The sequence below is a fragment of the Streptomyces sp. NPDC057900 genome, assembly GCF_042887885.1.
In the GTDB taxonomy this organism is placed as follows: domain Bacteria; phylum Actinomycetota; class Actinomycetes; order Streptomycetales; family Streptomycetaceae; genus Streptomyces.
In genome coordinates, this window is sequence record NZ_JBHVOI010000005.1 from 120,197 (window position 1) to 134,768 (window position 14,572).

The window sequence follows — 14,572 nt, forward strand, 5'->3', positions numbered from 1 at the left end:
GCGTGACCGACCCCGAGGGCCCGCCCGCCACCGACCGCCCCGGCCAGATCGTCACCGCCGCGCGCACCCTCCTGGAGCAGGAGGGCCCGGAGGCGCTCACGATGCGCCGCCTCGCCGCCCGGGTGGGCATCACGGCGCCCTCGCTCTACAAGCACTTCCCGGACAAGTCCTCGGTGGTGAACGCGCTGGCAGGCGTGATGTTGCGGGAGACGGCAGAGGCCCTCGAATCGGCCGAGTCCACCGCACCGGGCTCCTTCCCGGCGCTGGCCACCGCCTACCGCACCCACGCCCTCGCCCACCCCCACCTCTACCGCCTCACCACGGGCCGCCCCCTCCCTCCGGACCTGGAGGAACGCGCCGCGGCCCCCCTGTTCCGCGCCCTCGCGGACGACGCGGACCGCGCCCGCGCGGCCTGGGCCTTCGCCCACGGCATGGTGACGATGGAACTGAACGGCCGCTTCCCCAAGGGCTCCGACGTCGAGGCGGCGTGGACGGCGGGTATCACGGCCTTCGCCGCTTCGGTCCGCCTCTGACGCGGGCGCGACGGCCCGTGCCACGATCGGGTTAAACATCCCCATCTCACGGACAGCGGATTCCCCGCTGTCTCATTCTGGCGAGCGGCCGAGGAAGGGGCGGGACATGTCAGCCGTGCAGCACGAACGGCTCTTTTTCCGCGAACAAGGGTCTGAAGCTGCGTGGCGATCGAGGGTGCCCCAAGAACCACGCCATCCCCGACGGCACCTTCGCCCCCACCGAACTGCGCCTGTACCGGGGAGCGGACCCCTGGATGCCCTGCGAGGGCGTGGCCCTGGTCGTCGAGGTCACCTCGTCCAAACCGGCGGCCGACCGTACGGGCAAGCGCCACTGCTATGCCCGGGGGCCCGTGCCCCTCTACCTGCTGGTCGATCGCGAACAGTCATCGGTGACGCTGTTCAGCGACCCGCAGGGGGATGACTACCGTCAGCACTGCACCGTCCCGTTCGGCAAGGCCATCCGCCTTCCGGATCCCTTCGGGCTGGATCTGGAGACCGAGACGTTCCTCTGAACAGTCCGCCCGCCCCGGACAGGTAGCATGGGCGCCACGGCAGACGAGCCGGGCGGACGGCCGCGTGAGGATCTTCGGACCCTCCCGAGGAACGTCCGGGCTCCACAGGGCAGGGTGATGGCTAACGGCCACCCGGGGTGACCCGCGGGACAGTGCCACAGAAAACAGACCGCCTTGGACTTCGGTCCTCGGTAAGGGTGAAACGGTGGTGTAAGAGACCACCAGCGCCTGAGGTGACTCAGGCGGCTAGGTAAACCCCACCCGGAGCAAGGTCAAGAGGGGCCGTCGCAAGAGGGCCCTGCGCGAACGTTCGAGGGCTGCCCGCCCGAGTTCGCGGGTAGACCGCACGAGACCGGCAGCAATGCCGGTCCTAGATGGATGGCCGTCTCCCCGGCCGCCGCGAGGCGACCGGGCGACAGAACCCGGCGTACAGCCCGACTCGTCTGCCGTCACCAGCGGTTCTGCCTCCGAAGGGGCCTCCGGCCGAGTCGGTGACGGGCGCGGTCATGGTGACGGTGATCAGGCCGGCTGTCCGTCTTCGCCCGTCCACCGTGCGCATGAGACGACCACGACGAGAGGCCAGAACGACTGCGCGAACGTGGTGACGCGTTCGGCGGCCCCGGCCGAGCCGAGCGTCAGGAGTGCGAGCAGGAACCACGCACCCGCGAGCCACATCGCCACGCTGGCTCCGGCGGACGGCATGGGCCGCAGACCCCAGGGCATGGTCCTGCCGAGGGACGCGGCCGCTCGCCGGACCGGCGAGGTCGCTCGTTCTGCCGGCCGTCGGACGGTGGGGGCGCCGCGTCGTACAGCCAGCACCGGCCACATCGCCAGCAGCGCGAATCCCACCACCACCACGACACCGTGGGCGAACGAGCCGCCACTGGGCGGCGCGGGGAAGAGCGCGAGCAGCATCGCGGAGAGCCCGCCGCCCGCCAGCGCCACCCGTCCGAAGGGCGCGGCCAGCCGCAGCCCGCAGGCGGTGACCATATGGCACAGGCCGAGAGCCAGCAGGGCCGACGTCATCACCCAGTAGCCGGCGGCACCGTCGGCGGCGAGGATGCTGATCGTCGTCGAATCCGGGTCGTATCCGGGTCCCTGAAGTTCCGCCGCGACCGACCAGCCTCCGACGAGAAGGATCGGAGCGCACACCGAGGAGAACAGGACCCACCAGGGGACAGAGCGCACCGGAGAACGATAGAACGCCCCCGGTCCGCGCCTCCCGGTGTACACGCGGGCGCAAGCGGCCATCCCCCGTGTGGCCGTTTCCACCGGCCGCGCCCGGCACCCGTCTGCGCACGCTCTACGAGACCCACCCCGAGCCGGCGCACGCCGTGGTCGATGTCGAACCGCAACTGACGCGCGTCCTGACAGCACTGTTGAGAGGCATGGAAGCAACCGCAACCGCAACCGCGAGGGCGGTCCGGGCGCGGTAAGTCGCCATCCGTGTGAGACGGCGACCGGGCTACGGTTCGTAACCAGCCGCAGCCACGAGGCAGGGGAGGGAAGGGACGTGCGCGAACTCGGCCCCACCGAGGGGAGGCTGCTCCGCGCCTGGTCGCAGGGCGTGGGGGGCGACCGGCGCGCGGCATCGGTGCCAGAGGTGCTGGAGCGGTGCCTGGCCGTGCAGGCACAGGACGCGAGGGCGGCGGCGCTCGGCATCAGGGCGCGCGGCTCCGGGCTGACAGAGGCAGACGTGCACCGGGCGCTCGGCGCCGCGCGAACCGTGGTGCGGGGCTGGTTCATGCGGGGCACGCTGTACCTGGTCCCGGCCCGCGACGCGGTCTGGCTCCGCGAACTGCTCGCCCCGCCACAGCTGCGCCGCAGCGAGCGCCGGTACCGCGAGCTGGGGCTCGGACCGGCGGAGCTGGCCCTGGGGGAGCGGGTGATCACCGAGGCCCTCGCGGACGGCCCCCTGACCCGCGACGAGCTCGCGGCGCGGATGAACGGAGCGGGCCTCCAGGCCTCCGGGCAGGCCCCGTTCCACCTCGTCCGCCGGTCCGCCCTGCTCGGGAGCACGTGTTTCGGCCCGGTCCGGGAGGACGGATCCGCCACCTATGTGCTCGCGAAGGACTGGCTGTCCGACTCGGCCGGTCCCTCCGGTACGGACGCGCTCGTAGAGCTGCTGCGCAGATACCTGGAGGCGCACGGGCCCGCTACGGCCGCGGACTTCGCCACCTGGTCGGGGCTCGGGCTGCTCGCCGTCCGCCCGGTGTGGAAGAAGCTGCTCGCGGCCGGTGTGACCGAACCGTGCCGCGTCGACGGCCGGGACGACTACGCGCTGTCGGCCGGCGCGCCGTCCGGTCCGGAGCCGACAGACGATGTCCGGTTGCTGCCGGCCTACGACAACTACCTGCTGGGGTACGCCGATCGTCGGCTGTCCGTCGAGCCCGAGCACGCCCGTATGGTCCGGCCGGGCGGCGGCCAGATCAGCCCCACCGTGGTGGTGGACGGACTGGTCCGCGGGGTGTGGCGTCGTGACCGCTCACGTGCCGTCGCCCTGGACCTGTTCGGGGCCGCTCCGGACGGCACCGGCGTTAAGGCCCCGGACTCGCAGGCTCCGCACACGGCGGGCCTCGACGCCGAGGTCCGCGACATCTCCCGTTTTCTCGCTGAGTGAGCCCGAGGCGCCGAACCGGTCCCCGTCCACCGCTGTACGACCGGCGGCTCGCCCGACTGCCGGGGTCCGGTGTCCGGCCGCCACCCTCGTCCTGACCCCGGAATCGCCGGATCGCTCCGGATCCCGTAGTGCCATCCGCGGGCCCCGGCCGCCCGTGCGAGTCGCTGACCTCGGTGGACCGGTGGACACTGGTGGCCACGACAGGTCCTCGACGACCTTGAGCACGCACCCGCCAGGGGGGCCTGGAGGTACGTATGCCGCGGCCCTTGTGGACCGGAGCGATCAGCTTCGGGCTGGTCACGATCCCGATCAAGGTAATCAGCGCGACCGAGGACCACGCGATCCACTTCCATCAGTTCCACCTGTCGGACATGGGCCGGGTGCGGACCCGCAAGGTGTGCGACCTCGACGGCGAGGAGCTGTCGCAGGACGAGATCGGCAAGGGTTACGAGATCACGAAGGACGAGACCGTCCCGATCACGGACGAGGAACTCGACCAGATGCCGCTGCCGACCGCCAAGGCGATCGAGATCGTCGCGTTCGTCGGCGCGGACACCATCGACCCGGTCCGGATCGCCGACTCGTACTACCTCGCGGGCGACGGCCAGGTCGCCGCGAAGCCGTACCTCCTGCTCCGCCGGGCCCTGGAGCGCTCCGACAAGGTGGCCGTCGCGAAATTCGCCTGGCACGGCCGCGAGCGCCTCGGCACGCTCCACGTGCGCGAAGAGGCGATCGTGCTGCACGTCATGCACTGGCCCGACGAGATCCGCAGCCCGGAGTCCCTCGCGCCGAAGGAGGTGGAGCTGGACGACGACGAGATCGCACAGGCGGTCCAGCTCACCGAGACCATGGCCGCCGACGACATCTCCGGCTTCCGGGACCACTACCGCGAGGCCCTGGAGGAGCTCATCGAGGCGAAGTCCGAGGGCAAGGAGGCCCCTGAACCGGCCGCCGACGCGGCGGAGGGCGAGTCCGGGCAGGTCATGGACCTGATGGCGGCCCTGAACGCCTCCGTCGAGGCCGCGCAGGAGAGCCGGGGCCAGGAGAAGGACGCGACCGTACATACGATGCGGTCGCGCAAGAAGTCCACGGCCAGGAAGTCCACCGCCAAGAAGCCCACGGTGAAGAAGTCCACGGCCAGGAAGGGCGCGGCCAAGAAGTCCACGGCCAGGAAGTCCACGGCCGGGAAGACGGCTGCTGACAAGCGCAACGCCTCCTGACCGGATCAGGTGGGTGAGCCACCGCGACAGCACGCCGGTCGCTCAGCCGGCCGAGGCGTACCCGTGTGTGGTCCAGGAAGGTACTGTCGGCCCGCCGACCGGATCGAGATCGTCAACCGGTCGGGCCGCGGAGTGACCATGGCCACGCGCGCAGAGCGCCACGCTTTCTGGAGGCCCCCGAAATGATGCCCACACACGACGAGAAGGTCCGCGAGCCCGAGGACCTGGCGAAGCGCGGGTTCGGCGCCGAGCCCATCGAGCTCGTGGTCTTCGACTGCGACGGCGTACTCGTCGACAGCGAGCCCATCGCCGTGCGCACCCACGTGGCCCTCGGGGCCGAACTGGGCTGGCCGTTGAGCGAGTCCGACGTGATGGCCCGTTTCGTCGGCCGCTCCACCACGTCCATCGGCGAGCAGATCTCCGATCGCCTCGGTGCCGGGACCGCCCGTATCTGGGACGAGCGGTTCCGGGTGATGCACGCGGAGGCGGTCGACGCGGGCCTCACCGCTGTTGACGGCATCGTCGAGGCCCTGGACGGTCTGGAGGAGGCGGGCCTGGGAGCGCGGCACTGGTGCATCGCCTCCAGCGGCAGCCACGACAAGATGCGGCACACCCTGGGCCGGGTCGGTCTCTACGAGAGGTTCGCGGGCCGTATCTTCAGCGCCCATGAGGTCGAACGGGGCAAGCCCGCACCGGACCTCTTCCTGCACGCGGCACGGCAGTCGGGCGTCGACCCGTCCCGGTGTGCCGTCGTGGAGGACAGCAGATTCGGTGTCCAGGCAGCCGGTGCCGCCGGTATGCGTGCCTTTGGATACGCGGGAGGCCTCACTCCGGCCGACTGGCTCAGGAGCCCGACCGCAGTCGTCTTCACCGACATGCGGCGTCTGCCCGGCCTGATCATGGCGCACGGAGAGGCGAAGGCGCCGCATGGCGCCGGAGATTGAGCGCGCGGGGACATACCCGGGGCGTCCGGGTACGGCGGACCGAGCCCGCCGGACCCGGTCCGGCGCCCCGAGTCCGCCGGACCCGTGGCGGGCGGGTCCGCCGTCGAGCGGCTCCCGCCCGGATCAGCGGTGGCTCAGGACGTTGACGATCCGCCCGTTCGGGTCGCGTACGAAGAAGCGGCGCACGCCCCATTCCTCGTCGTGCGGGCCGTACACGATCTCCGCGCCCGCGCGCACCAGCGCCGTGTGGGCCGCGTTCACGTCCGCCACCTCCACGCTGACGTCCGGCGTGACGGGTGCGGTCAGGTCGGCGCTCATGAAGCTGATCTGGGCGGTGGGTTCGGCGGGCGGGGCGAGCGTCATGATCCAGCCCTGGTTCATGACCTCCTCGAACCCCAGCAGCCCGTAGAACGCGGCATTCGCCCGCATGGCGCCGGCCGTGCCTTCGGGGTCAGGGCCCGAGTCGACGGGGAGGTTGGGGACGACGCGGCGGACTGACATTGACGACTCCTGTCACCTGGCTGACTCGACGTCACCGACATTACGGCCCCTCGCACCGGACCGCCCGGTATGCTTTGGCCCTGCCAAGCGGACGATTCCGATGGTCAGTTGGGGGCGCCGGTCTGGGACGGTACGGTTTCGAGGGAGCGGAGCAGACGCTCACCGCGATCTTCGGCCATATCCAGAGTGGCCAGAACGGCCGGCGTCGAGATGCTCGGCAGTACGTAGTGCAGCAGCACCGAGATGCGCCGCCCGAGGTCCTCGCGGTGGGACAGGACCTGCGACATGACCTGGATGCCGGAGAAGGATCCGGCCAACATCTCGGCGGTCTCGCCCGGGTCGACATGCGGCAGCAGTTCGCCCTGGCCCTTCGCCGCGCTCAGCAGGTGTTCGAGCCGGTCTATCCAGGCACGGAAGGGCGTGCCCCGGTCGAGGCCCTCCACGGCCTGGTCCATGGCCAGGCCGACACTGGCCCGTACCAGCGGCTCATGGCGCAGCCGGTAGGCGAGGATCATGCCCTGGTCGACCAGGTCCTGGAGCTTGGTCAGCTGCGGCGGCAGCGGGTCGCTGTGCAGCTGTATGTCCATCACCCCGAGCGCGAGATCCTCCTTCGAGGTGAAGTGGAAGTAGAGCGCGCCCTTGGTCGCCCCTGCCCGCGCGAGGATCTCGCTGATGGTCGCGCTGCTGTAGCCGCGCTCGTCGAACACCTCGGCGGCCGCCACGAGGATCGACCGACGGGTCTGGATCGCGCGCGCCTGTTGTGCCATCAGCTTCTCTCTAGTGGTGGCGGGGTTGGTGTCATATGGGGTTGGCTGGAAAGTAAAACCGGGCTGTCAGTATCTTACTGCGGGGCGGCTCGGCCTTGTGACTCGGATCCTCCTGGGGGAACTTCATGGTTCAGATCACCTCACGCAGTGTCTCGGCACCGGCCGGCGGCGCCGGGGCCGCGAGGAACACCGGTCGTGCCGGGGCTCCGGGTGGAGTTCCGGATTCCGCCTCCGCCGCCGGAATGGAGCAATCGGTGCGAAGAAGGAGCTCCCCGGAACACCTGAGACAGATGGTCCACCGGCCCGACGCGCAGGACGTGTTCCCTACCGGGCTGACCAAGCTGACCGACTCCCAGTTCTCGGTGTCGGCCCACTGGCCGAGGCCGCACCGCTTCTTCACCCCGGTCGCGGGCCACCAGGACCCGCTGCTGATCGCGGAGACGATGCGGCAGACCACCATGCTGATCGCGCACTCCGAGTTCGGGGTGCCCCTCGGGGACGCGTTCGTGATGTGGGAGCTGCGGTACGCCTCAGAGGCCGGGCGCCTCGCGCTGGGCGAAGAGCCCTGGGACATCACGGTGGACGTGTCCTGCTCCCGGATACAGCGACGCGGCCGCAGCCTCGGCTCCATGCACCTGGAACTCCTCCTGCACCGCCGGGGCACCGTGCTGGCGTCCGGTGGCGGGCGGATCAGCTGCACCTCCGCCAGGGCCTACCAGCGGGTACGCGGACACCGCAGCGACATGCTCGACGCGCGTATACCCCTCCTGCCCGCCGTCGCACCCCGGACCGTGGGCAGGACCTCCGAGCACGACGTCGTCCTGGCTCCCGCGGCGGCTCCCAGCACCTGGGCGCTGCGGCTGGACACCCGGCATCCGACGCTCTTCAGCCATTCCAACGACCATGTTCCGGGCATTCTGCTGCTGGAGGCCGCCCGACAGGCGGCCCAGGCGGCCTCGCCCGGCCGCGCCTTCCTCCCGACATCGGTACAGGCCGACTTCCTCCAGTACGTGGAACTCGACCGCCCCTGCTGGATCGAGGCCCTGCCCGTCCCCGCCGACGGCAGCTCGCCCGCCGGGGTACGCATACGGGCCGTCCAGGACGACGAACCCGCCTTCACCTGCACCCTCCGTTCGCCGGATCTCCGTCAGACCGGCCTCAGCGACGCCCGGAGCCGCCGCCCATGACCACGCGCATCCTCATCACCGGGGCCACCGGCTTCGTCGGCAGCCGGGTGGCCGCCGCCGCCCGCGCGACCCCCGGCGTCAGCCTCCGGCTGATGACGCACCGCACCGAACCCGACACCCCGGCCATGACGGCCGACGGACCGGTCTTCGAGACGGTGTACGGGGATCTGGCCGACCCCGGGACGCTGCGCGGCAGCTGCGAGGGCGTCGACGCGGTGATCCACTGCGCCTCGCACGTCGGCTCCGGTGAACAGACCGCCCGGACCGTCAACGACCTCGGCACCCGGGCCCTGGTCGACGAGGCCGTACGCAGCGGCGTCGGCCGGATCGTCCAGCTCAGCACCGCCTCCGTCTACGGCCGGGGCCCCTTCAAGGCGCTGCTCCCCGGAATGGCCGAACCGGCCCCCGCCTCGGCCGTCAGCCTGACCAGGGCCGCCGCGGAACAGCACGTCCTCGCGGCCGGCGGGGCCGTCCTGCGCCCGCACCTCGTCCACGGGGCGGGGGACCGGTGGGCGATTCCCGGACTGGTCGCCCTGCTGCGGTACCTGTCGGCGGGACCGGTCGGCTGCGACGCCCGCCATTCGATGATCGACGTGGCGACGCTGGGCCGTGCGCTGCTGGGGGCGGCGCTCGCCGAGAAGGCCCCGGCCGGCGTCTACCACGTGAACCATCCGGAGCCGGTGAGCTGTTCTGAGGTCCTGTCCACTGTCCTCACCGAGCTCTCGCTGCCGTGGGCGAGCACGGAGATCGGGATGGAAGAGGCGCGTGCCCGGCTGGCCGGTGTCCCGTACGCCAAGCACCATTTCGAGATGCTCACCGTGGACCACTGGTTCGCCGACGAGCGGATCTGGCGGGACTTCGGCTGCGAACCCGGTCCGGATTTCCGTACGTCCTTCGCCGAACACGCCCCCTGGTACCGGAAGTTCCTCAGCCGCTGAACGGCTGCTGCCGGACCGGTGCCGGGATCCTGGTGCCCGTGCCGCTCACCCTGATCCGCGTGTCGCCCGCCCGCAGTGTGACGGTGAGCGTGCCGGGCCGGCCCATGTCCTCACCCTGGTGGAGGGTCAGCCCGGCCGTCTCCGGGACCAGGGACAGGGCCCGCAGATAGGCGCCGAAGGCGGCGGCCGCCGCACCCGTCGCCGGGTCCTCGACCACGCCGCCGACCGGGAACGGGTCGCGGACGTGGAAGACGGTCTCCGAGGCGCGCCACACCAGTTGCAGCGTGGTCAGGTCCAGCCGGTGCATGAGTGATTCGACGCGGCCGAAGTCGTAGTCGAGGGCGGCCAGCCGCTCCCGGGTCGCGGCGGCCAGCACCAGGTGCCGGGCGCCCGCGTAGGCGATGCGGGGCGGCAGGGCCGGGTCGAGATCGGTGGCCGGCCAGCCCAGTCCGGCGAGCGCCTCCGCCAGGTCGTCCGGGGAGACGTCGGTGATGTGGGGCTCCACGCTGGTGAGGGTGGCCCGCAGCTCGGCGCCCTCGCGGACGACGGTGACCGGCACCGGGCCGGCGGCGGTGGCGAACTCCAGGTCCCCCGGCCCGTCCCGCTCGGCGAGCGCCAGGGCCGTCGCGACGGTGGCGTGACCGCAGAAGGAAACCTCGGCCTTCGGGCTGAAGTAGCGGATCACGTAGCCGCGCGCGCCCGGCGCCGCCGCCTCGGTCCGCCCGGTCAGGAAGGCCGACTCGCTGTATCCGAGGTCCGCCGCGACGGCCAGCATCCGCGAATCATCCATACCGGACGCGTCCAGCACCACACCGGCCGGATTGCCGCCGTCCGGGTCGGCGGAGAAGGCGGTGTAGCGAAGGATCGAGGGCTGCGGGATCTCAGTCATGTGCCGCACAACCGTGCCGCGGCCCGGGGCATTCCCCGGTCCGCGGCACGGCTGCCGGTTCAGTGGCAGTTCTTGGTGCCCTTGCTCGACTTCGTCCAGGAGCAGGAGTCCAGCAGCTTGCCGTTCGGCTTGATCAGCCGCGCCTTGTCACCGGTGTTGTTCCAGACGTACGAACCGCGGTTCCAGTACACATGACCGGGGCTGGTCCTCCCCTTGCCCGTGTGGACCTTGACGGTCTTTCCCGGGCTGACGTTGTAGCTGCCGAAGGTGTAGGTGTACCCGGTGTTGTCCTTCAGCTTGTAGCCCTTGAGCTGGAACTTCGCCTTGGTGTTGTTGTGGATCTCGACCCATTCGGCGTTGAGCGAGGCGTTGGACCGGGTGTCCTTGCCGGGGCTGTCGTACTGGATCTTGCCGAGGTGCACTCCGCCCTGGTGCGCGGCGGCCGAGGCCGGTGCCGCGACGAGCAGCGAACCGGCGAGGGCGGTGGTGGCCGCCAGGGCGAGGGGCACCGCGGTGCGTATGCGCATGCTGTGTTCCTAGTGTGTAGTTCCGGTGAAGAACGATGAGCATAAGGGCAGCACGCGCTTACCGGGTCGGCCGGGACACCTTTCGGCCGGGATTGGCGGTTCTGGTGCGAGAGATGGTCAACCCCGGTCTTTCGGGGACCGGTTCCGACCCGGGCAGGTCAGGAGGTCAGCCCCGTCCCACGTACGGCATGGCCGTCGCCAGCACCGTGGCGAACTGGACGTTCGCCTCCAGCGGCAGCTCCGCCATGTGGACCACGGTCCTCGCCACGTCCGCGGCCGCTATCACCGGCTCCACGGCCAGCTCGCCGTTGGCCTGGAGGATTCCGGTCGTCATGCGCTCGGTCATCTCCGTCGCCGCGTTGCCGATGTCGATCTGCCCGCAGGCGATCCGGTACGGGCGCCCGTCCAGCGACAGCGACTTCGTCAGCCCGGTCAGCGCGTGCTTGGTCGCCGTGTACGCGACCGAGTGCGGGCGCGGCGTGTGGGCCGAGACCGAGCCGTTGTTGATGATCCGGCCGCCCTGCGGGTCCTGCTCCTTCATCCGGCGGTACGCCGCCTGCGCGCACAGGAACGCCCCCGTCAGGTTCACGTCGACCACCGTGCGCCAGTCCTCGTAACCGAGGTCCTCGACCGGCACGCCGCCCGGACCGAAGGTGCCCGCGTTGTTGAAGAGCAGGCCGAGGTGGCCGAAGGACTCGTGTACGGAGGAGAAGAGCGCGTCGACCTCCTCGGGGCGCGAGACGTCGGTGGGGACGGTGATGACGCGGGCGTGCTCCCCGGCCAGCGCGGCGGTCTCGGTGAGCGGTCCGGGGCGGCGGCCCGCGAGCGCCACCGACCAGCCGGCGCCGGTCAGGGCGAGTGCCACCGCGCGGCCGATCCCGGAGCCCGCGCCCGTGACCACGGCCGTCTTCGTCGCGGAGTTCAACAGTTTGTTGCTCATGGTGCGGCAGCGTACGCCCAGGGCCCGGTGCCGGTGGGGCGCCCCGGCCGTCCGGTGGCGTCCGGCCGGGCCAAGGAGTGCTCCCGGAGGGCGGGTTCGTGCCTCCGGGGGGTGAACCCGGGGCCGGTTTCCGGCGATTCCCCGGCAGTCCGGGCCGGAGTTAATGATCATGGTTCTGGCCGCATATGCGGACTTTGCCCCCGGGGACCCATTCCCGCCGCAATCCTCATCCCGGCGACGCCCGCACGACGCGAGCGCGACAACCGCCGGATGTGCTGGACCGGTGGACTTCCCCTCACACCACCAGTCAGGGGAGGGACAGATGACGCACTCATCGCACCAGCAGGAGCAGGAGTTGCGCGACGCCGCCCGGCACACGGGCCGCCGCCGATTTCTCACCGTCACCGGTGCCGCCGCCGCGCTCGCCTTCTCGGTCGGCCTGCCGACAGCGGGCTCCGCGGCCGCCGCCGAGCTGGACGCCCGGCGGATCGACGAGGACCCGTTCACTCTCGGCGTCGCCTCCGGCGACCCGCTGCCCGACTCCGTCCTGCTGTGGACGAGGCTCGCGCCCCGCCCGTTCGAGCCCGACAGCGGACTGCCCCGCGCCCGCGTCGAGGTGAGCTGGGAACTGGCCCGCGACGAGCGCTTCACCCGGGTCGTCCGGCGCGGCTCCGCCACCGCCCACCCCGAGTTCCACCACAGCGTCCACGTGGAGGTCAGGGGGCTGGACGCCGACCGCGTCCTCTACTACCGCTTCCGCACCGGCAAGTGGACCAGTCCGGTCGGCCGGACCCGCACCGCGCCCGCGAACGGCGCCCACAAGCGCGAACTGACCCTGGCCGCCGTCACCTGCCAGGCCTACCACGACGGCTACTTCACCGCGTACAAGCACCTCGCCCAGGAGGACGTCGACGTCGTCTTCCACCTCGGGGACTACCTCTACGAGTACGCGGTGAACGCGACCGGCGGGGCCCGCAACTACACCGACCGCACCCTGCCCGCCCTCTTCAACCGGGAGACGACCACGCTGGAGGACTACCGGCTGCGGTACGCCCTCTACAAGTCGGACCCCGATCTGCGTGCCGCCCACGCCGCGCACCCTTTCGTCGTCACCTGGGACGACCACGAGACCGAGAACAACTACGCCGGGGACACCTCCGAGGACAACCTGCCGCCGGAGGAGTTCCTGATCCGCCGGGCCGCCGCCTACCGCGCGTACTGGGAGAACCAGCCGCTGCGCGCCCCGCAGCGGCCGACCGGTCCTGACATGAAGCTCTACCGGCGCCTCCAGTTCGGCCGGCTCGCCCAGTTCGACATCCTCGACACCCGCCAGTACCGCAGCGACCAGGCGTACGGCGACGGCTGGCAGACCCCCGGACCGGAGTCCGAGGACCCCTCGCGCACCATCACCGGCGCCACCCAGGAGCGCTGGCTGACCGACGGCTGGCGCCACTCCAGGGCCACCTGGAACGTCGTGCCGCAGCAGGTCACCTTCGCCCAGCGGCGCGACGTACCGACCGACGCCTACAAGCTCTCCATGGACTCCTGGGACGGCTACACGGCCTCCAGGGACCGCGTCCTGAAGGGCGCCCGGTCCGCCGGGGTGGACAACCTGATGGTGCTGACCGGCGACGTGCACGTGAGCTACGGCTTCGACATCAAACAGGACTTCGACGACCCGGCGTCCCGCACCCTGGGCACCGAGATCGTCACCACGTCGATCACCAGCGGCAAGGACGGCTCGGAGAAGCCGGCCAACTGGAACAACCTGATGCAGGCCAACCCGCACCTGAAGTTCTACAACGGGCGCCGCGGCTACGCCGTCGTCACCCTCCAGGAGCGCCAGGCGCGCGCCGACTTCCGCACGGTCTCCGCCGTCACCAAGCCGGGCGCCCCCCTCAGCACGGCCGGCTCGCTCGTCACGGAGGTGGGCAACCAGGGCCTCACCCCGGCCTGATCCGCTCAGCGCACGGCCTGGTCCACCGGGTAGCGGACGCCGACGCGGTCACGTACCGCGTCGAGCGTCCGCATCACCGCGAGCGAACCGTCCAGCGGCACCAGCGGGGACTCCGTCTCACCCGCCCGGACCGCCCGCATCACCTCGGCCGCCTCGAACTGCATCCCCGACAGGCCCTGCGGTCCCGGCCCCGAGGTGACCTCCTCGGGCTCGTGGCCCGCCCGGTGCAGCACGAAGCGCCGCGGATAGAAGAAGCTGTCCGGGAAGTCGATGCGTCCGGCCGTCCCGATGACCGTGGCGGCCGTCGGGTGGTGCCCGACGATCGAGCAGGAGAGCAGGGCGGTGGCGCCCGAGTCCCAGCCCAGCAGCATCCCGGTGTTCAGGTCGACGCCCTCCGGTGACAGCAGCGCGTCCGCCCGCACCCGGTCCGGCTCACCCAGCAGCAGCTGCGCGAACGACACCGGATAGACCCCGAGGTCCAGCAGCGCACCGCCGCCCAGCGCGGGATCGCGCAGCCGGTGCTCCGCGCCGAAGTCCCCGGCGAAGCCGAAGTCGGCCTGCACGGTGCGGATCTCACCGATCGCCCCGTCCCGCACCAGCTCGGTCATCCGGCGGATGACCGGGTTGCAGTACGTCCACATGGCCTCCATCAGGAAGAGGCCCCGGCCGCGCGCGAGCTCCACCAGCTCCCGCGCCTCGCGCTCGTTGAGCGTGAACGCCTTCTCGCACAGGACGTGCTTTCCGGCCTCCAGCGCGAGCCCGGCCGCCTCCCGGTGCGCGGAGTGCGGAGTGGCCACGTACACCACGTCGACCTCGTCGTCCGCGACGAGTTCGGCCCAGCTGCCGTAGGCCCTCGGTATCGCGAACCGCTCGGCGAACGCCTTCGCGGCGGTGTCCGTACGGGAGGCGACAGCCACCACCTCCGCATCGGGCATCGCCAGCAGGTCGGCGGTGAAAGTCGCCGCGATGCCACCGGTCGCCAGCACGCCCCAACGGACAGTCCTGCTCATGCACGCTCCCAAAAAGGTGTCGACCAT

General features: G+C 71.2%; 14 protein-coding genes, 1 other RNA gene and 1 pseudogene. 9 read left to right on the plus strand and 7 right to left on the minus strand.

Annotated features, from left to right (window positions below; genetic code table 11):
• Positions 1–2 precede the first annotated feature (2 nt).
• The 3 genes and pseudogenes from ACFVQ0_RS20775 to rnpB all read left to right on the plus strand — a co-directional run bounded on the left by ACFVQ0_RS20775 (position 3) and on the right by rnpB (position 1,491).
• Positions 3–533 carry a TetR/AcrR family transcriptional regulator gene (locus tag ACFVQ0_RS20775; protein WP_390090030.1) on the plus strand — a complete coding sequence of 177 codons (531 nt, stop codon included), beginning with the start codon at positions 3–5 and terminating at the stop codon, positions 531–533.
• A gap of 122 nt (positions 534–655) precedes the next feature.
• A pseudogene (locus tag ACFVQ0_RS20780) lies at positions 656–1,045 on the plus strand (Uma2 family endonuclease); the annotation flags it as partial.
• A 44-nt stretch (positions 1,046–1,089) separates the two neighbouring features.
• An RNA gene (gene rnpB, locus ACFVQ0_RS20785) (RNase P RNA component class A) lies at positions 1,090–1,491 on the plus strand.
• Between the two features lie 73 nt (positions 1,492–1,564).
• Here the strand turns inward: rnpB and ACFVQ0_RS20790 are convergent.
• Positions 1,565–2,233 (minus strand): DUF998 domain-containing protein, encoded by a 669-nt coding sequence (locus ACFVQ0_RS20790; protein WP_390090032.1) that lies wholly within the window; start codon positions 2,231–2,233, stop codon positions 1,565–1,567.
• Between the two features lie 325 nt (positions 2,234–2,558).
• On the opposite strand from ACFVQ0_RS20790, the gene ACFVQ0_RS20795 reads away from it, so the two are divergent.
• The 3 genes from ACFVQ0_RS20795 to ACFVQ0_RS20805 all read left to right on the plus strand — a co-directional run bounded on the left by ACFVQ0_RS20795 (position 2,559) and on the right by ACFVQ0_RS20805 (position 5,829).
• Positions 2,559–3,665: a winged helix DNA-binding domain-containing protein gene (locus ACFVQ0_RS20795; RefSeq protein ID WP_390090034.1), complete on the plus strand. Its 1,107-nt coding sequence runs from the start codon at positions 2,559–2,561 to the stop codon at positions 3,663–3,665.
• A 254-nt stretch (positions 3,666–3,919) separates the two neighbouring features.
• A complete protein-coding gene (locus ACFVQ0_RS20800; protein WP_390090036.1) occupies positions 3,920–4,885 on the plus strand; it encodes a Ku protein in 966 nt (321 codons plus the stop codon).
• Positions 4,886–5,070: 185 nt separating this feature from the next.
• Positions 5,071–5,829, plus strand: a complete 759-nt coding sequence (locus ACFVQ0_RS20805; protein WP_390090737.1) for an HAD family hydrolase — start codon at positions 5,071–5,073, stop codon at positions 5,827–5,829.
• Positions 5,830–5,952: 123 nt separating this feature from the next.
• On the opposite strand, the gene ACFVQ0_RS20810 is transcribed toward ACFVQ0_RS20805, so the two are convergent.
• On the minus strand, positions 5,953–6,330 hold the full coding sequence (locus ACFVQ0_RS20810) for a VOC family protein (protein WP_390090039.1): 378 nt from the start codon (positions 6,328–6,330) through the stop codon (positions 5,953–5,955).
• 104 nt (positions 6,331–6,434) lie between these two features.
• A complete protein-coding gene (locus ACFVQ0_RS20815) occupies positions 6,435–7,097 on the minus strand; it encodes a ScbR family autoregulator-binding transcription factor (protein WP_390090041.1) in 663 nt (220 codons plus the stop codon).
• Positions 7,098–7,351: 254 nt separating this feature from the next.
• Between ACFVQ0_RS20815 and ACFVQ0_RS20820 the strand changes: the two genes are divergently transcribed.
• Together ACFVQ0_RS20820 and ACFVQ0_RS20825 are read left to right on the plus strand one after the other, a co-directional pair.
• Positions 7,352–8,284 carry a ScbA/BarX family gamma-butyrolactone biosynthesis protein gene (locus ACFVQ0_RS20820; protein ID WP_390090043.1) on the plus strand — a complete coding sequence of 311 codons (933 nt, stop codon included), beginning with the start codon at positions 7,352–7,354 and terminating at the stop codon, positions 8,282–8,284.
• Positions 8,281–9,222, plus strand: coding sequence for an NAD-dependent epimerase/dehydratase family protein (locus ACFVQ0_RS20825; RefSeq protein ID WP_390090045.1), 942 nt, complete (start codon positions 8,281–8,283; stop codon positions 9,220–9,222). Before ACFVQ0_RS20820 ends, ACFVQ0_RS20825 begins: the two co-directional genes overlap by 4 nt.
• Here the strand turns inward: ACFVQ0_RS20825 and ACFVQ0_RS20830 are convergent.
• The 3 genes from ACFVQ0_RS20830 to ACFVQ0_RS20840 form a co-directional block, all read right to left on the minus strand.
• Positions 9,212–10,111 (minus strand): PhzF family phenazine biosynthesis protein, encoded by a 900-nt coding sequence (locus ACFVQ0_RS20830; RefSeq protein ID WP_390090047.1) that lies wholly within the window; start codon positions 10,109–10,111, stop codon positions 9,212–9,214. The genes ACFVQ0_RS20825 and ACFVQ0_RS20830 overlap by 11 nt on opposite strands.
• A gap of 59 nt (positions 10,112–10,170) precedes the next feature.
• Positions 10,171–10,638, minus strand: a complete 468-nt coding sequence (locus tag ACFVQ0_RS20835; protein ID WP_390090049.1) for a lamin tail domain-containing protein — start codon at positions 10,636–10,638, stop codon at positions 10,171–10,173.
• 166 nt (positions 10,639–10,804) lie between these two features.
• Positions 10,805–11,578 (minus strand): SDR family oxidoreductase, encoded by a 774-nt coding sequence (locus ACFVQ0_RS20840; RefSeq protein WP_390090051.1) that lies wholly within the window; start codon positions 11,576–11,578, stop codon positions 10,805–10,807.
• A 322-nt stretch (positions 11,579–11,900) separates the two neighbouring features.
• Here ACFVQ0_RS20840 and ACFVQ0_RS20845 point away from each other — a divergent pair, with 322 nt between their 5' ends.
• Positions 11,901–13,535 carry an alkaline phosphatase D family protein gene (locus ACFVQ0_RS20845; protein ID WP_390090052.1) on the plus strand — a complete coding sequence of 545 codons (1,635 nt, stop codon included), beginning with the start codon at positions 11,901–11,903 and terminating at the stop codon, positions 13,533–13,535.
• Positions 13,536–13,540: 5 nt separating this feature from the next.
• Here ACFVQ0_RS20845 and ACFVQ0_RS20850 read toward each other — a convergent pair whose 3' ends face one another.
• Positions 13,541–14,545, minus strand: a complete 1,005-nt coding sequence (locus ACFVQ0_RS20850; RefSeq protein WP_390090054.1) for a Gfo/Idh/MocA family protein — start codon at positions 14,543–14,545, stop codon at positions 13,541–13,543.
• Positions 14,546–14,572: the final 27 nt, after the last annotated feature.